The organism is Bacillus sp. CCB-MMP212, from assembly GCF_022748145.1.
GTDB lineage: Bacteria > Bacillota > Bacilli > Bacillales > Bacillaceae_G > Bacillus_A > Bacillus_A cereus.
Genome location: NZ_JALDQE010000003.1, coordinates 313,410 through 337,260, shown reverse-complemented (window position 1 = coordinate 337,260; position 23,851 = coordinate 313,410). Strand labels below are relative to the sequence as shown.

Here is a 23,851-nt window from a genome sequence, read left to right as displayed (position 1 = left end):
TAAATAATGGATTAACAAGAAAATCATTCCAAAAATCAGTATTCACAACCTAATTTAACAAAAAAGAATTATCCCATGAAAGAGATTGAATCTGCGTCAAACCTTCAACCATATTTCATATAAGACTACGCTATCACAGCAAACAAAAAAAGGTGCTCAAAAGATATATTTTGAGACACCCTTCTGTTATTAATAAGTTGTTAATATAGTCGTTTTTCATTGTTAATTCTAATTAATGTTAACGCTCTTAAATCACAAAATCCTCCGGAATAAACACTTTCACTTCTTTCGGCTGTACGTATACGAAATCACCCGCTTGAATGCTGAGATGCTTGAACTGTTCTTTACTTATTTCTGCTTCTAAGTACTCATCTGTTCCATCTCGTTTTAATTCTACATATACGACAGGTCCGACTGCGTGAGAATAAGATACTTTTGCCGGGATTGCATCTACGCTTTGTTTCGTACGAGAGATTGATAAGTCATGCGGCCTTACGTAGGCTATTCCGTCTACGTTGGAAACGTGCTTATGCTCTGGTGCTTCTAGTTCGATCGATCCTACATTTAGCTTTCCTTTATGAACGCGGCCGTGAAATAAATTTACATTTCCTAAAAAGTCATATACAAACGGACTTGCTGGGTTTTCATATACTTCTTCCGGTGTTCCCATTTGTTCAATGCAGCCTTCATTCATTACAACGATGCGGTCTGCAACGTCTAACGCTTCTTCTTGATCATGTGTTACGAATACGCTCGTAATTTGAAATTCGTCATGTAATTTTCGGAGCCATCTGCGTAATTCTTTTCTCACCTTCGCATCGAGTGCACCGAACGGTTCATCAAGTAATAAAATTTTCGGTTCGACTGCAAGTGCCCGGGCTAGTGCAATACGTTGACGTTGTCCACCAGATAATTGCGCTGGATAACGTTTAGCAAAGCCATCCATTTTTACGAGCTTTAATAATTCTGTTACCTTTTCTTCTATCGCTTCTGCTGACGGTCTTAAGCTTTTCTTTCTTACTTTTAAACCGAAAGCGACATTCTCAAATACATTCATATGCTTAAAGAGCGCATAGTGCTGGAAGACGAAACCGACTTGCCTGTTTTTCACGTGAATGTCTGTTAGATCTTCCCCATCAAATGAAATAGAGCCTCCATCCGCTTCTTCTAATCCTGCAATAATGCGTAATAACGTCGTTTTCCCAGAACCTGACGGGCCTAATAAGGCAACAAGTTCACCTTTTGGAATATCCAAATGAATGTCTGTTAGTGCTTGAAATGTACCATATTGCTTTGATACACCTTGAATTTGAATACTCACCGTAATCCCCCTCTTATTGTCGTTTTTCCATTCGCCATTCAATCCAGTTTTTTATAACGAGTGTAAACACTGCAATTAATGACATTAACGTCGCTACTGCAAATGCTGCTGAAAATTGATATTCATTGTACAAAATTTCAATATGAAGCGGCATCGTGTTTGTAATGCCACGCACGTGACCTGATACGACAGAAACGGCTCCAAACTCACCGATAGCACGGGCATTACATAGAATCATGCCGTATAAAAGCCCCCATTTTATATTTGGAAGCGTAACGCGCCAAAACATTTTCCAGCCACTTGCGCCAAGTGATAAAGCTGCCTCTTCTTCACTTTTCCCTTGCGCCTGCATAATGGGAATTAATTCACGTGCAACGAACGGGAAGGTTACAAAGATTGTTGCGATAATAATGCCTGGTACAGAGAAAATGAGTTTCACTCCATGTTCAAGTAACCATTCGCCAAGAGCACCCCTCGGTGTGAAAAGTAAAACGAATACTAATCCTGCGATAACTGGTGACACAGCAAACGGCAGTTCAATAAGAGAGAGTAATACTTGTTTTCCTTTAAACTGAAACTTTGTAATAAGCCATGCGGCCGCTACCCCAAATATCGTATTAAGCGGCACAACGATTAACGCAACGAGAAGCGTTAATCTAATTGCTGAAAATGCTTCTTGATCTGTAATAGCGGCAATGTATACATCCATCCCTCTTTCAAAGGCTTTTAGAAAAATAGTTATGAGTGGCAGTAATAGAAAGAGAGATAAAAATAAAACTGTAATCGTAATTAATATGCCTGGTACAAGCTTAGATTCTTTTTTAGCTGATACGCTTTTTACTATTTTCTTTTCTAATACTGTTGGTTCCATCTTCTCTCCTCCTATTCACTTTTTAGTTCATGCCTTCTACTCCAGCTTTGAATCATATTAATAAGAAGAAGGAAAAGGAGAGAAATAATAAGCATCACGGTCGCTACAGCTGTTGCCCCCGCATAATCATATTGTTCTAGTTTCGTCATAATCATCAGTGGTGCAATTTCTGTTTTCATCGGCATATTACCTGCGATGAAAACGACAGATCCGTATTCTCCTAATGCTCTTGCAAATGCGAGTGAAAAACCTGCAAGAAGAGCGGGAAAGATCTCTGGTAAAATGATTTTCACAAATATTTGCAAGCGGGATGCACCTAAACTCGAAGCTGCCTCTTCTACTTCTTTATCAATATTTTGCAGCACTGGTTGCACCATTCGAACGACAAATGGTAAACCGATAAAAGTAAGCGCAACGATAATTCCGAGTGGTGTAAAAGCTACTTTTATGTGAAACAGACTAAATATTTTCCCAATCCATCCATTTTCCGCATAAAGCGTTGTAAGTGTAATACCAGCTACAGCTGTCGGAAGTGCAAACGGTAAATCAATGAGTCCGTCTAATAGTCGTTTCCCTGGAAATTTGTAGCGTACGAGCACCCAAGCTATTAATAAACCGAAAATGGCATTTACAATAGCAGCTGCAAATGAAGTTGTAAAACTAACTTGATAGGAATGCAACACACGCTCGTTCGTTATAACCCCAGCGAACTTCTTCCAACCTAACTGTGAAGTTTGAATAAATACGATAGAAAGTGGTATAAGTACGAATAAACTCATGTACAACATTGTAAATCCAAGCGATAATCCAAACCCTGGTAAAACACGCTTCTTCCTCATCCTCTTTCACCTCATCCCCCTTTAGCAGTGCATTATTTTTGATAAATTTTATCGAATACGCCGCCGTCATTAAAGTGTTTTTCTTGTGCTTTTTTCCAGCCACCAAATAGTTCATCTACTGTAAATAATTGAACTTTCGGAAATTGGGATGCATATTTTTCTGCTACTTTTTCATTGCGCGGACGATAAAAGTTTTTCGCCGCAATTTCCTGTCCTTTTTCTGAGTACAAATATTCAAGATACCCTTCTGCTACTTTTTTCGTTCCTTTTTTATCAACGACTTTATCTACAACCGCTACTGGTGGTTCTGCAAGTACACTAATAGAAGGGGTTACAATTTCAAATTTATCTTTTCCAAGCTCTTTTTGAGATAATAACGCTTCATTTTCCCATGCGATTAATACGTCACCAATTCCTTTTTCAACAAATGTTGTCGTTGCTCCGCGCGCTCCTGAATCTAATACTTCTACGTTTTTATAAATTTGGCTAACAAACTCTTTCGCCTTATCTTCACTATTATTATATTTTTTCAATGCGTATCCCCACGCCGCTAAATAGTTCCAACGTGCTCCGCCTGATGTTTTTGGATTTGGTGTAATGACAGACACATCTTTTTTCGTTAAATCATCCCAGTCTTTAATTCCTTTCGGGTTTCCTTTTCGAACAAGAAATACAATTGTTGACGTGTACGGAGTGGAATTATTCGCAAGTCGCTTCTGCCAATCTTCTGCTAATTGTTTTTTCTTACTAATCGCATCAATATCATAAGCAAGTGCTAGTGTAACAACGTCTGCTTCTAAGCCATCAATAACAGAGCGCGCTTGACTTCCAGATCCCCCGTGTGATTGTTTTACATTTACTGTTTGCCCATGCTTCTCTTTCCAATACTTCGCAAAATCTTTATTGAAATCTTGATATAACTCCCTCGTTGGATCATACGAAACATTTAAAAGCTCAACTGTTTGTTTATCTCCACTTCCTTCAGAATTACTAGTGGATGTTGCCGAACCACACCCTGATAAAAGTACAACTGCTGATAATAAAACACCTGTACTTTTCATAAACGCTGTCTTACCCCACTTTTTCATCGTTAAGCCCCCCTAGTTTATACAATAGAAAAAGGCACACAATATATTCACAAACGTGAACATTGTGCGCCTTCAGTTTATCTGATTAGCTTCTAATGTATTGTATTCGATTTCTTTTCATTTTAATTCTGTAATTCATATGTGTCAACTTGGAATTTGGATTTTCTTACTAAGCTAAAATATTGGCATACTTCGAGCCCAATGATTTTTCAAATCAGCAAATTCTTTTGGTAACTTACTATTTCCATTCCATTCTAATTTATATGCATTTACTAACACCGTAGCCATTGATTCACGGTTCATTACTCCATTTTGATTAAAATTACCGTTCTTATCATTTTCAGAGTTCATCCATAATTTCACAAATAAGATATTGCACTCGCCGTAAGCGTTAATCCCTTCTGTTCTATGTATATCTCCTCCTTGTTGGTCATATGAAGCTTTAAATATATGGCACCACAGCTTAATCAATGCACAAAAAAATGAGGCAACCACCTTCAAAGATGGTTGCCTCATTTTTACACTTGCATCGCTTTCTCTCTCAATGCTCTTCTTAACAACTTACCAGTCGTATTCTTCGGTAATTCTATTAAAAACTCAATGCTTTTCGGCACTTTATATTTCGCTAAATGTAACGTACAGTAATGCATTAGTTCTTCTTCTGTTACGTTCGTTTGTTTCAGAACGACGTAAGCTCGCACTGCTTCTCCTAAGTTTTCATCAGGAACACCGATTACAACAACTTCCGCTACTGATTCGTGCGTATATAATACTTCTTCTACTTCACGAGGGTATACGTTATAACCGCCAACTAAAACGATATCTTTTTTACGATCAACGATATAGAAGTAACCTTCTTCATCCATTTTCGCTAAGTCACCTGTATATAGCCAGCCGTCTTTCAATGTCGCAGCTGTATCTTCTGGTGCATTATAGTATCCTTTCATAACGTTAGGTCCACGAACGATTAATTCGCCGACTGCGCCGACAGGTACTTCTTCCCCAAGTTCATTTACAATTTTATTTTCTACATGCCAAATATTTGTGCCAATTGATCCTGGTTTACGAGGACGATCTAGCGGATTGAAACAAGTAACTGGTGATGCTTCTGATAAACCGTATCCCTCTGAAACAATAACATTAAAACGTTTTTCAAAGTTTTGCAGAAGAGCAACAGGCATCGATGCACCACCAGAAATACAAAGACGAAGCGTCTTCACATCTTCTGCGCTTGCTTCTTCAAATAAATATAAATAATTGTACATCGTCGGTACGCCAGCAAAAATCGTTGGTTCGTACGTGCGACAAATACGGAATACTTCTTTCGGACTAAATTTCGGTAACATTAAAATTGTTGCCCCGTTCACAATCGGTGCATTTACCGCAACTGTTAAACAGAACACATGGAACATTGGCAGTGCCGCAACGACGCGATCGTCAGCAGTAAATTGTAAATAAGACGCAACATCATTCGCATTACTATATAAATTTTTATGTGTTAACATAGCGCCTTTTGGTTTTCCAGTTGTACCTGAAGTGTATAGGATAACCGCTACATCTTCTTCATCTAGTTCAGGGCCTTCGTATTGTAAGTCTCCAGCCCCCACAAAACTAGTAAACGTTTTCATTTTTTCGGTTTCTGTATGGTTAAAATCTGATGAGGTTTCGCATATGATGATGTTTTCTAATGAAGGAAGTCTTGTTGTAAGAGATTGTATAACAGGTAGAAGGACGTCGAGTACGATGATTGTTTTTACATCTCCATTTTGTAAAATGTAATGCATTTCGTCTGCTGTATAAATTGGATTAACTGGAATAACAGTTGCTCCAGCTTTCATTGTTCCGTATAAACCGACCAAAAAATGTGGTGAGTTCCCAACAACTAATGCGACATTGTCCCCTTTTCCAATGCCCATTTCTGCTAAATTGCTAGAAAACCTTGTGACCATTTTGTTTAATTGGTCATATGAGACCGACTGATCCATAAATATATAAGCCGGTTTATCCCCCTTCTTTTTTGCCGTTTCAGCCAAAGATTGAACGAGATTCACAAAAACCCCACCTTTATAAAATTTAGAATATTTAAAAATTCTAAATTAATTATATTAAAAGAAAATTAAAGTAGCAAGTGATATTCTATTAACTGCATATAGACAGATCACCTTCTCTTAGTTTACTTTGGAAAAATAAGGGGATTTTATTCGCAAGTAATTTATGAAACTAGACCAGAAATCATTTTAGGATAATATGCATTCATCTTTTCTCTAAGTTTATTAAGTTCCTCTTTATTTAACGTTGTATGCTCTCCAAACAAGTTGATCGCGTCCGCTCCATCTGCATGAAAATACACCGTAACATATAATGTCGGTAACCCTGTATTGTCTTCATCTATTGATAAGACGACATCTGGCGTTTTATTAACAGTGCTGAATGTTTCATTTCTTTCCCATTCCTTATTTTGAAACCTGTCCTGTATATCCTGTATCTTTCGTTTGTTATCTGTATGCGTAAAATATATAACATTATCCCGCGCTGGCTTTCCAATAGATAAAAGGGTACGACTTGAGGAAGTTTCACTGTTACACGCTGCAATCCCAATGACGAATCCGAGCAATATTACAATGTGTATGACCCTTTTCATATCGATCCGCCTCCTTTTCATATATATATTCCTTTATAAGAGGCAGATGTCCTGTAAGTATACATTTTGTGGTAAATGGAATTATATCGACAAAACTACAAAAAGAAAGAGGCTGCCTTTATGGCAGCCTCCCTCATTTTTAGAAGAATAAATGTAAGAAATCTTCTGTTGTAATGTTACCGAAGTAGCGTGCGATATCTACGCCTTCTAAAGCTGCAGTGAATGCATCTTTATCGAACTGAATGCCTGTTAGACGCTCTTCAATATCATGAACATCTAGTGAACCAAAGAAGTCCCCGTAAATTTTACATTCTGTTACTGTTCCTTTTTTCACTTCAAGACGCACATCAACTTGTCCAACTGGGAAGCGGTGTGAATGTTGTAAGTTGAACTTCGGTGATTTTCCGTAGTTCCAATCCCAATTTTGGTAACGTTCTTCAGAAAGTTTGTGGATCTCTTTCCAATCATTTTCTGTTAATTCGTACGTTGGGATTTCTGTTTCTCCTTCGAAAATTGTTTCTAGAAGCAGTTGTCTAAACTCTTCTGTCGTCATTTCTTCGTTTAGAAACTCTGTAATGTTCGCAACGCGGCTACGGATTGATTTAATACCTTTTGATTGAATCTTATCCATTTTTACTTTTAACGCTGATACGACGTGATCGATTTCAGAGTCAAATAGTAACGTACCGTGGCTGAACATACGACCTTTCGTTGAGAACTGCGCGTTACCTGAAATTTTTCTACCTTCAGCTAAAATGTCGTTACGACCACTTAGTTCTGCATTTACACCTAATTTACCAAGCGCTTTCGTTACAGGCTCTGTGAATTTTTTGAAGTTGCTGAAACTATCTCCATCATCTTTCGTAATAAAACTGAAGTTTAAGTTTCCTAAATCATGATATACTGCACCTCCGCCTGATAGACGACGAACGACATGAATACCTTTTTCTTTTACGTAATCTGCATTAATTTCTTCTACTGTGTTTTGGTTTTTACCAATGATAATCGAAGGTTCGTTAATGTAGAACAGTAAATATGTTTCGTTAATATCTAAATTTTTCACACAATATTCTTCAATCGCTAAGTTTATTCTAGGGTCTGTAATTCCTTTATTATCAATAAATAACATCATATCACCTCATGAGTTCCATACGTAGCCACTATGCGCTAGCGTAATATGGCCACTGAAAATTTGTTTTGCTTCTGTTACTAAATCAGATGGGTTGCCTGTATGCGGTAAGTGCGTTAATAAAAGTTCTTTTACATTCGCATGTTTTGCAATACTTGCTACTTCTGTACTATTCATATGCCCTGCTTTTGCAACCTCTTGATGTGCATACATATTACACTCACAAATGAAAAGATCAGCATCTTTTGTGAATGGAATGAATTCAGGAATATAACTTGAATCAGCGCTGTATACTACAGCATCATCTCCAGCTGTAATACGCATCGCAAAGCATGTAACAGGATGAACAGTTTTTAAGAACGAAATCGAGAACGGTCCAACTTGAAGTGTTTCTTCTGGATTGTACGCGATTCCTTTCGTATGTGGTTCATGTGTTAAAGAATGGAATCCATTCTCGTCAAACGTATGACCGTATATTGGTAATTCCGGTAGTTGCCTTGTTGTCGCACTCGTAATTAATCTCGCATATTGCAATACCCCAATGTCCGCAACATGATCGTGATGATAGTGTGACAGTACAACTGCATCTATATCAGATGGTGTTATATATTTTTGAAGCTGTGCTAGTACACCACTACCACAGTCTACAAGTAAACGAAAACCATCGTGTTCAAACAAATACCCCGACGTTGCTTCTCCCGCTTCTGGAAAGCCGCCCCAAAAGCCGACAACAGTCATTTTCATATGTATCCATCCTTTCTAAAACCGAGTAGGAATGCAGTTTTTCTCCGTACTTGAGAAAGTTTTTTACTTACATCCTACATTGTTAACTATAATCCATTTCCTAAACTTTTTCATTAATTTTCAATTTTGTTATAAAACAGTTGTTGACTTTTATTTTTTGTACTAATACAATGATAGTAAGAAATGGAAATGGAGGGATTGACATGATCGATCAACCAATGGAGTTTTTCAGAAATTTACCGACGAAAACTTGTGCGCACTGTGGGAAAGAAATTGATGAGCAACACGAAGCATACCATAACAAATGTGACGATTGCGTTCACGAAGAATAGTAGTTTGTGAACATAAAAAACCTAGCAGACATAGTCTACTAGGCTAATAACATCTTATCCTTCATCGTTGAACCTTTCACCAAGAGCTCCAGTTCAAACTCATACAATTCTTTTTTTCGATAATTTTTCGTATGGATTTTATCCATCATCAGGTCGACAACTTTTCGGGCCATTTCATCAATTGGCTGTTCAATTGTCGTAATACCTGGTTCTGTAATCTGCGATAATATTTGATTATCAAAACCGATAACAGCGAGATCATCTGGAATGCTCCAGTTATGGTGCTTCGCCTCTGAGATAATTCCAGCTGCTACCTCATCGCCTCCTGCCAAAATCGCGGTAGGATTTTTTTTGTCCTTTAATACTTCATGGAATATTCGTTTTCCATCTTCCCAAGAGAAAGCGTTTTCAAGAAAGTCAATCGCTTCTACTTGGCGGCTCTTCTCAGTTATTGCACGTAAAAAGCCCATTTTTCGCTGCTGGCTAACGACTTTGGTTTCGTTACCACGGCAAAAAATAAGATTACGATATCCTTGATCTAACACATGCTTCGCAGCTATGTATGCTCCTTGCGCATGATCAAACTTCACTGTTGGAATATTTGCTTCCTCAATATATTCATTACACAACACGATTGGACCGTGCTGTAAGTATGGCTCTACATCTTCCCACGGATTTTCTAGTGAACATAGAATAATCCCATCTACTTGTTTCGTAGATAATAATTGTAAATACTCCATCTCTTTTTCCGGTAAATATCTTGTTTGACAAATAATCAGTTTATATTTATGTTCAGAAGCAGCAATCTCGATTGCTTCAATAAATCTACTGAAGAAAGGATTTGTAATCCTTGGAACTAGCACCGCAATTGTTTCCGTTTTTTGTTTACGAAGCCTTCTCGCCGCAGAATTAGGAACGAAGCCTAAATGCTTCATTGCTAATTGAACCCTTTTTTTCTTCTCATCTGAAACATATGGATGATTATTAATCACCCTAGAAACCGTTGTCCTTGATAACCCCGCTAATTTCGCCACGTCCTCTATAGTCGACACGAAATTCTCCCCCTTTGCATGAAAACGTTTTCTTAAATTGATTATATAGTATATTATTGGAAACTGCAATATCGGTTGTTATGATTTTACTATATTAATATTATACATAGGAAAAAGTCTGTTAATACAGGGGCAATATACTACTTTTAGAAATTTACGTTATGTACATTCCTTTTCTTAATACCATATATCCTTTATTCAATATAAAACCCCATCAATACGTCATCTCCATATGATCCATCTTCATACTTTATTTGCTTTCTTTGTCTTCCTTCTTCTACAAAACCCATACGTTTGTACACTTTAATTGCCCGATCATTAACAGAAACTACACCTAAGCAAATTTTCTCTAAACCTTTCTGCCCTTTAGCCCAACTAATAAGAAATTCAATTAATTTCGTGCCGATGCCTTGATTACAATACGCCTCTTTAATCCCCATTCCCATTGTGCCTGCGTGTTGTAACCGTTCTAGTTCATATCGGGTGAAAAGTAAAAAGCCAACTACCTTCCTATCTACTTCATACACGATATAAAGATTACCTTTCTCATTGCTTTTCCGTATCTTTTCTCTTTCTGCATTACTATCATTCGGTAACTTCTTTGGGGATACTATGAAAAATTTTGTAGTAGTTTCCGATAATATAATTTCTTTTCTAATATTCATAATTGCTTCTGCATCAGTCGCTTTTACTAACCGTATCATTGAATCACCTCGTACTTTTTCTTTTTAAAAATAATATTAAAACTATAAAACGTCCAATATGCAATATTACATATTGAGAATCTTTTTACTCTTGATACAATATTCATACATCAAAATAAAAGGAATGTATGCAATGAATCCAATCTTAACAGCTGCAAAACAACTATTACATAAAGAAGAAAAGGTTTTATCTACTTTAAAATGTTCACTTACTGGCTATATGATTACGCATAAAGTCCCGTATCCTGGCATGTTACTTGCTACTAATAGAAGACTTCTCTTTTTTAGCCAATATAAAAACACATTCATTGCCGAATTTGATTATGAAAAAATATTATCCGTAGAAACGAAGAGAAGAATCTTTGACAAAAAAATAATATTTTACTATGAAGATGAATATATAACGCTTGGATACATTACAAGTTCGAATGTTGAAGCGTTCATAGACTTACTACAAAGAAACAGCAAGACTAGCACAGGCTTATAATCAGCGGGGATCCCCTCGCTGATTCATTATTTTAACTCCTCCCACTTCGTCCAAACTTCTCTCCCGTTTATACGGTACATATTATCCTCTCTATCCATAAACCCCTGTACAATAAATTCACGTCTAATTGTACAAAAATCATCATGATATTGTTTTATAAATGTATTAATTTCTTTTTCTGTATATTGATTTTCAGCATTTAACTTGCTTATTAAATGCTCCAACAATACTAGTTTTTTCTTCTTTTGACCTGGAATCGATTTTAAACGATCCTCTTTATCGAAAAAGTTACGAATGGTCGTATCGCGGAATTTCATTTCACTTTCAGTCATTTTTTATCCTCCATCACTTTTTTTCTTTATCTTTTCACTTAAAATATCAATAAAGTAATATCCACCCATTAACACATAGTAGAACGTAAGTATTCCAAATGCATCTTTCATACTTGTATATACTTCTTTATCAAACAATATAGGTGAAAGGGCATAAACAAGAAAGATGATTAGCGGATTTACGATAAAATAATAAGTAAGATTGCCTCTCATCATATCAACTCCTCTACCCTATGTTTCTCTGTAAATTGTTGTAATTCCTTTTCTTTCGTTTCTATAGCTTTTAGAAAGATTTATAGATGAACTAAGGAAAAAATGCCCTCTATTAAAATAAAAAAGCACCAAAAAGGTGCTTTTTTTTACGCTTCAACCGATTGATTTTCAACCACATTTTTAAATTTTCGTTTGTGCATCAAAGTTAAGGAGGCGATTGTTCCAAGTGATAATACAACGATAAAGATCATGAGCATTCCTATGTTTTGCCACATGAAGTTAAAGTCTCCACTTGATACGACTGCTTTAAATCCTGATACAGAGTATGTCATCGGTAACCAAGCATGAAATGGTTGTAAAAACTTCGGAATCAACTCTAACGGGAATGTTCCAGCACTTGTTGTAAGCTGCATAATTAATGTAATGATGGCGATAAAACGACCTGCATCACCAAAAGCTGTTACTAAACATTGAATTAATGCGATAAACGCTAAACTTGTAATGATGCTAAAGAGTATGAAGTATGGAATGCTTTGTACTTCTACACCCAATCCGAACAGTAATATGACATCTGCTACTATTGCTTGAATAATACCGACTGATAATAAAACACCGAACTTACTAATAAACCAGCTAAATCCTGATTTTGGAACGCCTACTGTATCACGTAATGGGTATACGATTGATAATAGTAGAGCCCCAACGAATAAACCGAGTGATAAGAAATACGGCGTAAATCCAGTTCCGTAGTTAGGAACTTCCGCCATTTTCTCTGTCTTCACTTTTACAGGACTTGCAAACATATCATACGTTTTATCTGTCCCTTTTACTTCCCCAGTTTTCTCTGCCCCTTCCCCAAGTTTCTCAGCAAGTTCACCTGAACCATCGTTTACTTTTACGAGACCATCTGTTACTTTTCCTGAGCCATCTGCTAGTTTATTTACGCCGTCGATTAGCTGGGTTGAGCCATTTGACATTTGATTTAGGCCACCATTTAGAGTACCTAAGCCCGTTGTTACTTGACCAGATCCATCTGCTAATTGATTTACGCCACCTGCCATTTGGTTTGCTCCTACAGATAATGTCCCTAAACCATCTGTTACTTGACCCGAACCATCTGCTAATTTGGATACTCCTACAGATAATGTTCCTAAACCACCTGTTACTTGACCCGAACCATCCGCTAATTTCGTTACGCCTACAGATAATGTTCCTAAACCGCCTGTTACTTGACCAGATCCATCTGCTAATTTGGATACTCCTACAGATAATGTTCCTAAACCGTCTGTTACTTGACCAGATCCATCTGCTAATTGATTTACTCCTGCAGATAATTGGCCTAATCCTGCTGTCACTTTTCCAGATCCGCTTTGGAGTTGCGTTACTCCATCAATTAATTGAACTGATCCATCTTTTAATTTATCGGCACCTATTTTTGCATTATCTAATCCCTCACCAAATCCATGAAACTTACTAACAAATTCATTTTGTGCGTTCGTTAGTTTCTCAATACCACCTGCCAGAGTTTTTATCCCTGCTGGGTTTGGTAATTTGTTTTGCAATCCATTTGTTGTTTGATGTATTTCGACTTTTACTTGTTTTACTTCTTCATTTAATTTATTTGTTCCACCTGCTACTCCGGCAGCTTTTTGCTGAACTGTCGCTGTACTTTTTACAGCACTTGTTATGAATGGTTGTAACTGCTCTTGATATTCTTTTGGTAAACTTTCAATTTGCTTTTGTAAATTCGCTACCTCTTGCGCTGCTTTTTTAGCATCTCCTGCTGTTGATTGTGTAAGTTCATTTAACTGATTTACATTCGCCCCAGCTCCATCTATTTTCTCATTTACTGTACTCAATATAGAAGGAACTTTCGACTGCATTTCCTCTAAGCCTGCAGCAGACTTTTGTACGTTACTATTTAAATCTTGCAATCCCTTTTGAATTTCTCGAGACCCTTTTTCTAATTGACTTTGCCCTTCAACAAGTTTTCCCATACCATTTGATAGGTCAGTTGTTCCTGTTTTTAATTCATCGGATTTACTTACTAATTTGTTCAAGCCACCGGTCACTTTCTCAGATCCATCACGCAATTCACCCGTTTTACTATTTAACGTATTTAAACCATCTGTTACTTTGCCCGAGCCGTCTACTAATTTCCCGATACCTGTATTACTATTTAATGCATGTAAACCATCTGTTACTTTGCCTGATCCATCTACTAGTTTCCCAATACCTGCATTGCTATTTAATACATGTAAACCATCTGTTACTTTGCCTGATCCATCTACTAATTTTCCGATACCTGCATTGCTATTTAATACGTGTAAACCATCTGTTACTTTGCCTGACCCATCTACTAATTTCCCAATACCTATCTGCATTTCACCTGTTTTGCTATTTAACGTATTTAAACCATTTGTTACTTTGCCTGATCCATCTACTAATTTATTAGATCCATCTGCTAATTTCTGAACTCCATCCTTCATCTCCCCAGATTTCCCTTGAAGTGTATGAAGGCCATCCGTCACTTTACTTGAACCATCATGCAGCTCACTTGATCCGTCGTGTAGTTTATTTGCTCCTTCCGCCCCATCTGCTAATCCTTTTGAGACGTCTTGAATGGAATCAAACATTTTCTCTGCATATGTTTTCGTTAACGTACTTGCTACTTCACCTTTAATTTTTTCAATGGCTGTTCCTCCAATTTGTGAAGATAAGAAGTTTAAACTTTCGTTTGGAATGTACTCTAAGTTTAATGGCTTTGGATTGTCTTTTAGTAACGTTGTAGCGTTACTTGAGAAGTCATCTGGAATGCGCACTAACATGTAATACTTTCTACCTTCCATTCCTTTCTTTGCTTCTTTTTCACTTACGAACTCCCATTTAAAATTTTTATTATCTTTTAAATTATCAACGAGCCCTTTTCCGACCTCAATTGGTTTCCCATCAAATACTGCGCCTTTATCTAAATTGACTACTGCAACTGGTAAGTCATCTAACTGTTTATACGGATCCCAAAAGGCCCACAAAAACATCCCTGCATATAAAATCGGTACGAATAAGACCGCAATAATTGGAATTAATATTTTTTTACTTTTTATAATTTCCGTGAACTCTTTCCGAAGTAACTGATTCCCTTTCATAATTTCTCCCCCTTTTATAAAATGACCAAAATGTTCATATAGTCATTTTTACCCAAACAAAAAGGCTATACTTGTTCATACATATGCCTTATCCCCGAATTTATTACTATGCAACTTTTTCTCATTATGATTATATTTTTTCTATATCCCCCCTTAACTTAAATATATGACCACATTGTTCATTCGGTCATTTTTTTATAAAATTAAAAGGATTATCTTAGTTTGACAATCCTTTTAGTAAATAAAGTTCAAATAACTCTGCAATTTTTTCTTTTTCTAGCGGTTCATGATTTTTTTCCCAATCAAAAATAAGCGATACATATAGACGAAGCATAATAAATGCTGTAATTTCTGGATCACATTTGCTAATTTCACCTTTTTCAATCGCAATCTTTAAATACGATTGAATAACAGAAACGATTTCCACATCAACTTGTTGCATAACTTCTTGTACTTCTTTCGTTCCCATATCGCGCTCTTCTTGAATTAATTTAATCATAAGCTGATGTTCTTTTCTAAATTCCAAGATGCTATATAATGCTCTATGTACATTTTCAAAAAATGAAACATCTGAACGAATTGCACTTTCTGCAACTTGCTTCATTTCTGTAATTAAATTAGAAATAATTTCACCAAATAGCTCTTCTTTATTTTTGAAAAAAGTATAAATCGTTCCTTTTCCTACATTCGCTAACTTCGCTACTTGATCCATCGTTGTTGCTTTATAACCGAACGCTGAAAAAGACTTTGTTGCAGCTTCAATAATAGAACGTTTTCGATCTATCGCCACATTGTCACCTCCAAAAATGACCAATTGGATAATATAGTCAATCAGTACATCTTTGATATTACCACACGCTTACATTCTATACAAGTTCTCTTTTTATTATTTCCAGTATAAAAAAATTTCAGTCAAGTTATATCATACTGTCCATAGTTTATCAAAAAGTATACTTGTATGGAAAGCTAGAATATATTCGTAAATAATTGCTGACTAGATCCCACTAGAAACTTAATAAAATAGACAGTGTTCTTAAAACCAAAGTTTTAAGAACACTGTCTATTATTTTGACATAGAAAGTAATATTTTCTCCATTTCTTTCTTAGTTAGCTCATCATCGATTATCTCTTCGTATATCTTTGTATCTCTTGTAAAAATATCATTCACTATGACAATCTGATACTCACTATTCTTTCCGTGTTCTGGTACAAACATTTTGAGCCCTTTTAACTTACCCTCTCCATGAGAAGATTTATTATAGACCATTCCTTTCCCGTCTAAATTATAACTTTCTAGATTCTCTTCTCCAGGCATCATGTAGTGAAGTGGATCCTTATTACCACCTGCATAAATCCTTGATTGGTAAATTGTAAAACCATATTTTCCATTTGTATATTCTGATTTAACAACTAATTCTACATCTCTTCCAAAATATGAGTCAGCCCATTCCCTCTTTAATTCATAACCTTCAGGTATATAAGTCGGCTGCTTAATTTGATACGGTACATGTTCTTTCGCTTCTTCTATAGTATACGTTAAAGACTTCTCCACCCTTTCCGAAAGTGGAACTAATTTCTTCTCAATACTAGCTAATCTTTCTTGATCAGCTTTATTCAAACGTTCACGTTTAAATTCCTTTGTATCTCTATCATAATTCTCAGGTACTTTTTTATTAACCATTGCTTTTTTATGAATTTCTTTAGCTTCTTTAAATAATTGAACATACTGCTCAAATTCTTCTTTTGTAAAATTCTTTTCTGCCAAATACAAAAAATCTGTATCCCTTTTATATGACTTTATTGACATACCCCATTCTCTACTTGCATTCTCTGGTGTACCTAATACTGTTTCTATCGCTTTTTCAAAAGCTGCTTTAGATTGCTTTTTTTCTACAACCTTTTCTTCCTGTCTTTCATCTCCCTCAGTTATCTTTGCATTTAATAAAAATCCGCCTGCTATAGCTGCTATCGCAATAATCCCAAGTAAAGAAAGACGATACGATTTCTTTTGGAATTTTTTAATCATAACGATTCTCCTTTTTAGTGTTCGTTTATTTCTACTTAAATTTGCTAGGCTTGGTACTTGATAGGAATAATGTTCTAAAAGGGTAATAATTGTATGACCGTATGCAACTTGCTCCTCTTTATCAATAAAAGTAAGTGCATATGCATCACAGGCTAATTCTTGATCTTCTCGCATACAAAAATAGGCATACCAAAGAATTGGATTGAACCAATTTAATAGGATTAAACTGTACATAATCCAATTTACAGCTACGTCGTTTCTTTTAATATGAGCTAACTCATGGTAAAAGACATATTGTAATTGTTGCTCATTTAATACTTTCATATGTTTTTTTGATAGTAATACTTTTGGGCGGAAGAAACTAAACACAGTTGGACTTGCAATCTTTCCCGCTAGACGTAACGAAACTGCCTTCTTCGTTTTCATAGATTGCTTACAGCGATTAAACACTGTAATGGCCTGTTCATCCGTAATATCCGGTTGTTTCTTTATGTAAGAATATAAACGTCTATTTGTAAGAAACGTGATGGCTGCTAATACGATTACCCCAGCTAGCCAAACATACAAAGCAATTTTGTATAAAGACAATGTAGTCTGTTGTTCCGAACTCGCGTTCACTTCAGGTTCACTATTTTTTGTCACAGTTTCAGAATTTGATTCCAATTCCACTTTTCGATCGCTTTCTATGTTCACTATATTCTCAGTAGCCGGCATATTTTTTGGAATAACTTCCGATACGCTAGAACTATAAGAAAGTAATGAGTAAATGCTATAAGAGCTATCTGGCGACCACGGTAAAAGGAGTCTTATCATTAATACGATCCACAGCATATATTGCCACCGGGGTGTTAATTTATTTCTAAATAGAACTTTTATACATAAAATAAATCCAACTAATATGCTGGCCATAAGTGACGTTTCTATAAGCCAATCAAAAAAATGAGGAAGGTGTACATTTATAAGCGTGTTTATCATTTTTATCGATCCTTCCTCTTATTCTCCTCTGTCTTCTCATCTAAAATGCGTTTTAATTCATTAATATCTTCTGAAGACAATTTTTCCTCTTTTAAAAAATTAACAAGTAACGGTTTAAACGCTGCACCGCAAAAACGCTTTAGTAAAGATTTCGTTTCCACTTGCAAATAATTATCTTGTGATACTAACGGATAATAAGCATACATTCGCCCTTTATCTTGATGGTAAGAAACGGCTTCCTTTTGTACTAATCGATTAATTAATGTGCGGATTGTTTTCGGTTTCCAGTCCATTGCATCTTCCAGTTCTTCTATAATTTCATTCGCTGTTTGTGGAGAATTCGACCAAAGTACTTTCATAATTTCTAATTCCGCTTCAGATATTTTAGGTAATTGATTTGTCATCGTATGTTTCACTCCTAAGTATTACATTTGTAATCTACAATTAAGATTACAAATGTAATACTTAATTGTCAACCATATTTTAGAAAAATTAATTTCAGCTAAACCTTACTTCACAACAACAAAATTCCTCTTTTTCAAATAATCAAATAAAAAAACAAGAAAATCTTTACAATTAATAGTAATATAGAAAATAGACAAGTTTATCAAAATAGTGGAGGCTTTTTCAGTCATGATGCGTGCGCTTCGTTTAAATATAAAGCAAGCTTTTTGTAATCGTGTTTCTTTAATTATTATGTTCAGTGGATTTGTTCTTATTTGTATTTATCATTATTATTATGTAATTCGTTATTTAGGAGACGCTGCGAATGGACCTATATCGACGGATATTAAATGGATTGGATTTCGTGGTAATGAGATGGATGTTTATTTATTATTAATGCCAGTTATTGCGAGTCTTCCCTTTAGTACAAGTTATAACTCGGATAAGTCCGATGGTTTTAAACCGTTTGTCAGTAAAGAAATTTCTTTATTTTCTTATTCAGTAACGAAATATATCGTTACATTTTTTTGCGGCGGACTTCTTTATACATTTCCATTCATCTTATCATTATTATTTTGCAAATTAACCATTCCAGACGGAGTACCAACGGCTGGTTCAGGCATTATAAATGATAACGGGATGTTCGCAAACTTATATGAAACTTCTCCCATCACTTACATTGCTGTATATATCGGAATTAATTTTTTATTTGCAGGTTTGATGGCTCTTTTAGGACTTGCTGCATCTGCATGGTCCCAAAAGGACTATATGGCGCTTCTATTTCCATTTGCAACTACCTCTATTCCTTACGTCCTGCTAAATACGGTACTCCCTACAATAGGCGGAGCACCTATTCATTTATATGATCCAAGGCAGCCGCTGCATGGCATGTCGCCATATATTTTGACAATACAATGTACCTTCTTCCTCCTCGTTAGCTTAATCATGTATATACAAGGAGTAAAACGTGATAGAAAAAAATATAGAAGAAGGTTGCAAAGAAGAGAGCGGTGTAGAAAGGCGTTTCAAGTATAATAAAACCCTAATTTCCTTACTATATTGGAAATTAGGGTTTTATTTACTATTCACTTACGGTGTACCAGCCAATCCCCATAAAATAACAACCGCTACAAAATAAATCGCTTTAATCGCTACTACTAAACATAATGAAACAATTGCATATTTACTTAATTCTCTTCTTGCACCTATTAAAGTGAAAATAACCGCCAAACTAAATGTTATATAAGAAGCTGTTATATTAATTAAGTTATACGTAATATCTAGATTGCTTGTAAGTCCTGTTACATCAGCTACAAACTGAAGCATGACGATCGTACTAAAAAAAATTGCAAGCTGATTCATTAACTTTCCATTTATTTGTAACTGCATTGATGTCCCCCTTTAAAAAACTAAATATTCAATCAATTTTATCATTAGATTACAAAAAAAGGAATCATCTCTTTATACTATTCTATAACAATGAAAAAAAAGAACGCTTAGTCACCTAAGCGTTCCTTTCTTTAAGAAGCTTTCTTCAAATCAATTTGAGCAAGTACTGGGTCATGGTCGCTTACACGTCCGTGCTCTTTCATTATGTTTGAGTTTAAGTGCACTGGATCTACAATTGTGTGCGGTGCGATATTGTTTGTTACTAAAATATGATCTAACACTTGTGCATTTCCTTCGTGAATGTAAGTGTAACGATTCTCTTTTGGCACTGCGTTTAACATATCTTTTAAGATTGTTCCCTCTAGTGCTTTTAGTGGTTTAGAGAACTCGAAATCGTTCATATCACCTAACACGACAACTGGTGCATTCGTATTCTTTTTCTGAATTCCTTGCACGAAATGATTTACTTCTTGTGCTAACTGAATTCGTTTGTCTTCACTTTTTAATACGAGCGGCTGCACTTTTCCAAATGGCGTTGCATCTCCTAGTTTTGAGTTTAAGTGATTTGCAACGACAACAATGTTTTGTCCTTGGAACGTAAATTCTGCCGCTAACGGTTTACGGGTACTTTCAAATAATGGATTTTCGTCTCCAATACGAACAACATTTTTATCAAGTAACTTTGGTACCGTCGCTAATTTCACGCGTGATGGATTATAGAAGAAGCCGACGCGAATATTCGCTCCAGGTGCTCCTCCGTCTTGATTATTGTTTGGAGCGATTTCTACATACTCGTACTTCGGTCCACGAATTTCTAGGACTGCATCAATGATACGTTTTGCGCTTAATGACGCATCTGTTGTACCGTCATTAATTGATCCGTTATTATCTTGCATTTCCTCTACACCGATAATATCTGGCATTTTTAAGTTGTATTTAATAGAATACGCTAACGCTTTTACCTTTTCATCTGTTGTTTCTTTTTTATTCGCTGAGAAGTTTTCAATGTTATATGTAGCAACCGTTAACTTATCAAGACGTGGCTGAATATTTGCGCCTACTTGCTTAAATCCACCATCCACTACAGCTGGCAGTTCTGTTATTGGCGAAATACGGAAAGAACCGTAATCATATCCTACTACCCCTGTTATATCTCCAGTGAAAGTATCTCCTACTTTTGCTACATAATCGCGAAGTACTTTTACAGAAAGACGCTCTGGGTTTAATTGATTTTCATCTAATAGAGGTGTCCCATATTGTGTTACTATTTTATCTCCACCATTTTTTACTGTTACATATAAATTCCCGTTTTTCTGAGGTGTAATAATTTTTGGTGTTGGCATCGTAACACGCATACCTTCTATACTTTCATAGAAGTCGATTGCATCTTCATTTGGATCAAATAAACCAAATGCATCATTATCAATAATCTGGTCCGGGATTTTCACACCGTTTTCTCCAAGTACAATCGGTGCTGGCAAAGTTTGATTTTTTGCGATTACAGCAACGCGACTCGCCTTAATTTCTGTCGTCGTTAAGTCTGTTTCAAATCGCTCTGCATATCCTGGTCCAACATATTCTTCTACTACTCCATCAACTTGAATAAGATCTCCTACTGCTACATTCGCATCTTTTTTATATACGTAAATACCTTCTGAAGTAGCTGGATCATTATCCGGCTGATTATCTTCTATATAAAAGCCGTTTTTATCAAGCGCTGTGACAACGCCTTCCACATTGTTTACTTTCTTCCTGTTGTAAGGAGACATATGTGATTTTCCTTGAATGTCATGAATACGAACCTGTTCATTATTTACGATAATAAATGAAAATGTCGAAATTGCTGAAGAAGTAAGTCCTTCTTTTTCTGCGATTGCTTTCACTACACTATTTTCATTCACTATAATTTGTCCATTATAACGAACGCTTTTATTAGTAGGATTAGAGCCATCTAACGTATAGTAGATTGTTGCCCCTTCTGTATTCGTCGTTAACGTTACCGCTGTTCCTTTAGCAACTTCTCCGCCGTTCGGTGAAGCTACTACATCGCTAACACGGTTTTGTCCTTCACCTTGAAACTTATAAGCTGTTACTGATTTTAGACCTGGGTTACTAAAATATAATTCAAGAGTCCCAGTCAAACTAACTTTCTTCCCGATATTTTCAGGGTGATCTTTTACATTCACTGCCGTTCTCACATCACCTTTTGGCAACTGAACGGGCATGATTTTGTCTGGATTCGTTTCGTTTGGCGAATCTGCAATTGCTACGTTTGTATCATCAAACTTAGCTGGATCCTTCGTATATTTAGAAGAACTTTGCGTATATCCAACAATATATCCTTCCACAATCCCCTTCGTTTTCCCTTGCTGCTTAAATACTTGAATTGCTTTTTCTACTGACATAGAAGCAGTTTCTTCTGCTTGCGCTAAAGTTCCAGTAAATGAAAGCAATAGCAAGAATGATAAAAAGACGCTTAACAATTTCTTCACAGCCATTTTCCTCTCCCTATTTCATATTTTCTCAGCATTTCTATCATAACAAATGATTCGTTATATAGAACTATATTTCGACAAATTTTACAAAAGATTTATTTAATTTACAAGCTTTCAAACTATAATACAAAATAATAATTTTACACCTTCTACAAATGCACTCTATAATGTTAGAGAGAGAAAACAGAAAATATCGATATTTGATTGGCATGTAAAATGGATTCATTTGAATAGGAGTGATTGGATGGAAGTGCAAACAGAAACATACCGCGCAGCTATGAATGGAACATTAGAACGTCATTTTTCAGATATGATTGCTGTTATACCAACTAGAATTACAATTGAGCAGTTAAAACACCGACTAGAAATTATCGCTACTAAAGTTGATGAGTTAAAAATTGTTTATAGTGATGAGACAAGCCTTATTGTTGAATTACATATGGGTGAAACAGTCATACCGTATGAACTGCATATTGATGAGGCGAACGACCCAGAAGAATATAAAATGTACAATAGACAAGATTCTACAATTGTAGATCGTAATTTTGAAGATGTGGCTTTCGGCACTGAAATTTTCACTCGTACGCTATTTGTAGGCGATGTACTGGACTGCTTTTTCCAGCAGTTACAGTTTTTATGGAATCTCGCCCCAGATTTGTTATTTGTAATCGATTCAAGTGCAGCAATGAAAGTGATATCTAGAAGCTATATTGAATATCACGTTGAAAATGAATTATTACCTGACATTCCTGACTTGTACGTTATTCATTCTGTTTATGAAGACGATAAAGATGATGAGCCTACGCAATATTGGTTTCATACACATGGTCTTTTAAGAGCAGGCGTAACTGAAATAGAGTTAATTATTCCAAATCGCATTTCTTCCTACTACGGCATTGGCGATCTCTTTCAAACATTTGCTAATAATGCCGTTGAGAATGGACAAGTCCCTATGAATGAGCCTATCGTTATCGCGCATAGTCAGCAAGGTTCTATACATACAGTCGCTGTTCCGTGGGAAAAAGGATTATCTTATATAGGGCATAAAACGAGTATGGACCAATTATCTTCAATCGAGGATGAAGAAGTGAAACTACAACCAATAGATGCACAAAATACATTCTTAGGCGGAATGGATGCCCGAGATGAATACCATCAATCTCCATCCGTTCTCTTATTCAAATTTAATACTTCAGAAGAATATATTGAAAGTTTTTTCAAAGAACACGAGGAAGCTACAGGGCTCATGTTCTATAAAACAAATAGTGAAACGGCTCGTATGGCTTACAATGCGAAAAATACTTTCGGGTATTTCAGCAACATTTTTCATATTGAACAATCAAATGAAGATTTTCGTTTCCTTACTAAGTTTGGTGTCTCCTACGAAGAAGGAAAAAGTGAACATATGTGGTTTGAAATGCAAAACATTACGGAAGATTTCATTCAAGGAATACTCATTAATGAACCATATTTTATAAAAGATATGAGTGAAGGAAATAGTTATCATTTAGATTTTGATAACTTAACAGAGTGGGTTATTTATGCAGGAGATGCCGTTATAAAGCCAAATAACTTATATATGTTTATTGGCGAATAAATATTTTATATAATAAATGAAACGCC

23 protein-coding genes are annotated in these 23,851 nt (G+C 35.8%); 4 read left to right on the top strand and 19 right to left on the bottom strand.

The window, feature by feature from the left end:
* Window positions 1–247 precede the first annotated feature (247 nt).
* The 9 genes from MRP26_RS10125 to MRP26_RS10085 form a co-directional block, all read right to left on the bottom strand.
* Window positions 248–1,321, bottom strand: a complete 1,074-nt coding sequence (locus MRP26_RS10125; protein ID WP_098251299.1) for a sulfate/molybdate ABC transporter ATP-binding protein — start codon at window positions 1,319–1,321, stop codon at window positions 248–250.
* A 13-nt stretch (window positions 1,322–1,334) separates the two neighbouring features.
* Entirely contained in the window at window positions 1,335–2,192 is an 858-nt protein-coding gene (gene cysW, locus MRP26_RS10120) for a sulfate ABC transporter permease subunit CysW (protein WP_000433860.1), read from the bottom strand.
* 11 nt (window positions 2,193–2,203) lie between these two features.
* Window positions 2,204–3,031 carry a sulfate ABC transporter permease subunit CysT gene (gene cysT, locus MRP26_RS10115; RefSeq protein WP_001227879.1) on the bottom strand — a complete coding sequence of 276 codons (828 nt, stop codon included), beginning with the start codon at window positions 3,029–3,031 and terminating at the stop codon, window positions 2,204–2,206.
* 32 nt (window positions 3,032–3,063) lie between these two features.
* Window positions 3,064–4,119 carry a sulfate ABC transporter substrate-binding protein gene (locus MRP26_RS10110; protein WP_098679054.1) on the bottom strand — a complete coding sequence of 352 codons (1,056 nt, stop codon included), beginning with the start codon at window positions 4,117–4,119 and terminating at the stop codon, window positions 3,064–3,066.
* A gap of 174 nt (window positions 4,120–4,293) precedes the next feature.
* Window positions 4,294–4,470 carry a hypothetical protein gene (locus MRP26_RS30895; RefSeq protein ID WP_002195255.1) on the bottom strand — a complete coding sequence of 59 codons (177 nt, stop codon included), beginning with the start codon at window positions 4,468–4,470 and terminating at the stop codon, window positions 4,294–4,296.
* A gap of 167 nt (window positions 4,471–4,637) precedes the next feature.
* Window positions 4,638–6,170, bottom strand: a complete 1,533-nt coding sequence (locus MRP26_RS10100; protein ID WP_053565058.1) for a fatty acid--CoA ligase family protein — start codon at window positions 6,168–6,170, stop codon at window positions 4,638–4,640.
* Between the two features lie 161 nt (window positions 6,171–6,331).
* Complete coding sequence (locus MRP26_RS10095; protein ID WP_064532842.1) at window positions 6,332–6,760, bottom strand: hypothetical protein; 429 nt, start codon at window positions 6,758–6,760, stop codon at window positions 6,332–6,334.
* Window positions 6,761–6,899: 139 nt separating this feature from the next.
* Window positions 6,900–7,889, bottom strand: coding sequence for a lipoate--protein ligase (gene lplA, locus MRP26_RS10090; protein WP_029442085.1), 990 nt, complete (start codon window positions 7,887–7,889; stop codon window positions 6,900–6,902).
* Between the two features lie 9 nt (window positions 7,890–7,898).
* Complete coding sequence (locus MRP26_RS10085) at window positions 7,899–8,633, bottom strand: MBL fold metallo-hydrolase (RefSeq protein ID WP_197242068.1); 735 nt, start codon at window positions 8,631–8,633, stop codon at window positions 7,899–7,901.
* A 203-nt stretch (window positions 8,634–8,836) separates the two neighbouring features.
* Here MRP26_RS10085 and yhfH point away from each other — a divergent pair, with 203 nt between their 5' ends.
* Window positions 8,837–8,965 (top strand): protein YhfH, encoded by a 129-nt coding sequence (gene yhfH / locus MRP26_RS10080; RefSeq protein WP_000567010.1) that lies wholly within the window; start codon window positions 8,837–8,839, stop codon window positions 8,963–8,965.
* Window positions 8,966–9,003: 38 nt separating this feature from the next.
* Here the strand turns inward: yhfH and MRP26_RS10075 are convergent, their stop codons facing one another.
* Together MRP26_RS10075 and MRP26_RS10070 are read right to left on the bottom strand one after the other, a co-directional pair.
* A complete protein-coding gene (locus MRP26_RS10075) occupies window positions 9,004–10,017 on the bottom strand; it encodes a LacI family DNA-binding transcriptional regulator (protein WP_064532838.1) in 1,014 nt (337 codons plus the stop codon).
* Between the two features lie 194 nt (window positions 10,018–10,211).
* Window positions 10,212–10,721, bottom strand: coding sequence for a GNAT family N-acetyltransferase (locus MRP26_RS10070; RefSeq protein WP_242806132.1), 510 nt, complete (start codon window positions 10,719–10,721; stop codon window positions 10,212–10,214).
* Between the two features lie 133 nt (window positions 10,722–10,854).
* On the opposite strand from MRP26_RS10070, the gene MRP26_RS10065 reads away from it, so the two are divergent.
* On the top strand, window positions 10,855–11,208 hold the full coding sequence (locus MRP26_RS10065; RefSeq protein WP_053565061.1) for a PH domain-containing protein: 354 nt from the start codon (window positions 10,855–10,857) through the stop codon (window positions 11,206–11,208).
* Window positions 11,209–11,234: 26 nt separating this feature from the next.
* Here the strand turns inward: MRP26_RS10065 and MRP26_RS10060 are convergent, their stop codons facing one another.
* The 6 genes from MRP26_RS10060 to MRP26_RS10035 all read right to left on the bottom strand — a co-directional run bounded on the left by MRP26_RS10060 (window position 11,235) and on the right by MRP26_RS10035 (window position 18,304).
* Window positions 11,235–11,540 (bottom strand): DUF2087 domain-containing protein, encoded by a 306-nt coding sequence (locus MRP26_RS10060; protein WP_000140289.1) that lies wholly within the window; start codon window positions 11,538–11,540, stop codon window positions 11,235–11,237.
* A 3-nt stretch (window positions 11,541–11,543) separates the two neighbouring features.
* Window positions 11,544–11,756, bottom strand: coding sequence for a hypothetical protein (locus MRP26_RS10055; RefSeq protein WP_014481972.1), 213 nt, complete (start codon window positions 11,754–11,756; stop codon window positions 11,544–11,546).
* A gap of 143 nt (window positions 11,757–11,899) precedes the next feature.
* The gene (locus MRP26_RS10050; RefSeq protein WP_197242065.1) at window positions 11,900–14,899 is read right to left on the bottom strand and encodes a YhgE/Pip domain-containing protein; all 3,000 of its coding nucleotides are present in this window, start codon (window positions 14,897–14,899) and stop codon (window positions 11,900–11,902) included.
* A gap of 217 nt (window positions 14,900–15,116) precedes the next feature.
* Window positions 15,117–15,689: a TetR/AcrR family transcriptional regulator gene (locus MRP26_RS10045; RefSeq protein ID WP_000963381.1), complete on the bottom strand. Its 573-nt coding sequence runs from the start codon at window positions 15,687–15,689 to the stop codon at window positions 15,117–15,119.
* A gap of 273 nt (window positions 15,690–15,962) precedes the next feature.
* Window positions 15,963–17,900 (bottom strand): M56 family metallopeptidase, encoded by a 1,938-nt coding sequence (locus tag MRP26_RS10040; RefSeq protein ID WP_197242064.1) that lies wholly within the window; start codon window positions 17,898–17,900, stop codon window positions 15,963–15,965.
* 2 nt (window positions 17,901–17,902) lie between these two features.
* Window positions 17,903–18,304: a BlaI/MecI/CopY family transcriptional regulator gene (locus tag MRP26_RS10035; RefSeq protein WP_000184503.1), complete on the bottom strand. Its 402-nt coding sequence runs from the start codon at window positions 18,302–18,304 to the stop codon at window positions 17,903–17,905.
* 229 nt (window positions 18,305–18,533) lie between these two features.
* Here MRP26_RS10035 and MRP26_RS10030 point away from each other — a divergent pair, with 229 nt between their 5' ends.
* Window positions 18,534–19,379, top strand: a complete 846-nt coding sequence (locus tag MRP26_RS10030; protein WP_053565064.1) for a hypothetical protein — start codon at window positions 18,534–18,536, stop codon at window positions 19,377–19,379.
* A gap of 54 nt (window positions 19,380–19,433) precedes the next feature.
* On the opposite strand, the gene MRP26_RS10025 is transcribed toward MRP26_RS10030, so the two are convergent.
* Window positions 19,434–19,733, bottom strand: a complete 300-nt coding sequence (locus tag MRP26_RS10025) for a hypothetical protein (protein ID WP_023521387.1) — start codon at window positions 19,731–19,733, stop codon at window positions 19,434–19,436.
* 131 nt (window positions 19,734–19,864) lie between these two features.
* On the bottom strand, window positions 19,865–22,231 hold the full coding sequence (locus MRP26_RS10020) for a DUF6359 domain-containing protein (protein WP_242806131.1): 2,367 nt from the start codon (window positions 22,229–22,231) through the stop codon (window positions 19,865–19,867).
* Window positions 22,232–22,472: 241 nt separating this feature from the next.
* On the opposite strand from MRP26_RS10020, the gene MRP26_RS10015 reads away from it, so the two are divergent.
* Window positions 22,473–23,825, top strand: a complete 1,353-nt coding sequence (locus MRP26_RS10015) for a DUF4026 domain-containing protein (protein ID WP_053565066.1) — start codon at window positions 22,473–22,475, stop codon at window positions 23,823–23,825.
* The last annotated feature ends 26 nt before the right edge of the window (window positions 23,826–23,851 follow it).

Coding starts and splice junctions, on each gene's coding strand:
- lplA (WP_029442085.1), bottom strand. CDS start 7,889: ATGTTATTTATTGATAATAAAGGAATTACAGACCCTAGAATAAACTTA.
- MRP26_RS10015 (WP_053565066.1), top strand. CDS start 22,473: ATGGAAGTGCAAACAGAAACATACCGCGCAGCTATGAATGGAACATTA.
- MRP26_RS10095 (WP_064532842.1), bottom strand. CDS start 6,760: ATGAAAAGGGTCATACACATTGTAATATTGCTCGGATTCGTCATTGGG.
- MRP26_RS10025 (WP_023521387.1), bottom strand. CDS start 19,733: ATGCAGTTACAAATAAATGGAAAGTTAATGAATCAGCTTGCAATTTTT.
- MRP26_RS10020 (WP_242806131.1), bottom strand. CDS start 22,231: ATGGCTGTGAAGAAATTGTTAAGCGTCTTTTTATCATTCTTGCTATTG.
- MRP26_RS30895 (WP_002195255.1), bottom strand. CDS start 4,470: ATGAACTCTGAAAATGATAAGAACGGTAATTTTAATCAAAATGGAGTA.
- MRP26_RS10040 (WP_197242064.1), bottom strand. CDS start 17,900: ATGATAAACACGCTTATAAATGTACACCTTCCTCATTTTTTTGATTGG.
- cysW (WP_000433860.1), bottom strand. CDS start 2,192: ATGGAACCAACAGTATTAGAAAAGAAAATAGTAAAAAGCGTATCAGCT.
- MRP26_RS10030 (WP_053565064.1), top strand. CDS start 18,534: ATGATGCGTGCGCTTCGTTTAAATATAAAGCAAGCTTTTTGTAATCGT.
- MRP26_RS10060 (WP_000140289.1), bottom strand. CDS start 11,540: ATGACTGAAAGTGAAATGAAATTCCGCGATACGACCATTCGTAACTTT.
- MRP26_RS10110 (WP_098679054.1), bottom strand. CDS start 4,119: ATGAAAAAGTGGGGTAAGACAGCGTTTATGAAAAGTACAGGTGTTTTA.
- MRP26_RS10055 (WP_014481972.1), bottom strand. CDS start 11,756: ATGATGAGAGGCAATCTTACTTATTATTTTATCGTAAATCCGCTAATC.
- cysT (WP_001227879.1), bottom strand. CDS start 3,031: ATGAGGAAGAAGCGTGTTTTACCAGGGTTTGGATTATCGCTTGGATTT.
- MRP26_RS10085 (WP_197242068.1), bottom strand. CDS start 8,633: ATGAAAATGACTGTTGTCGGCTTTTGGGGCGGCTTTCCAGAAGCGGGA.
- MRP26_RS10050 (WP_197242065.1), bottom strand. CDS start 14,899: ATGAAAGGGAATCAGTTACTTCGGAAAGAGTTCACGGAAATTATAAAA.
- yhfH (WP_000567010.1), top strand. CDS start 8,837: ATGATCGATCAACCAATGGAGTTTTTCAGAAATTTACCGACGAAAACT.
- MRP26_RS10035 (WP_000184503.1), bottom strand. CDS start 18,304: ATGACAAATCAATTACCTAAAATATCTGAAGCGGAATTAGAAATTATG.
- MRP26_RS10065 (WP_053565061.1), top strand. CDS start 10,855: ATGAATCCAATCTTAACAGCTGCAAAACAACTATTACATAAAGAAGAA.
- MRP26_RS10070 (WP_242806132.1), bottom strand. CDS start 10,721: ATGATACGGTTAGTAAAAGCGACTGATGCAGAAGCAATTATGAATATT.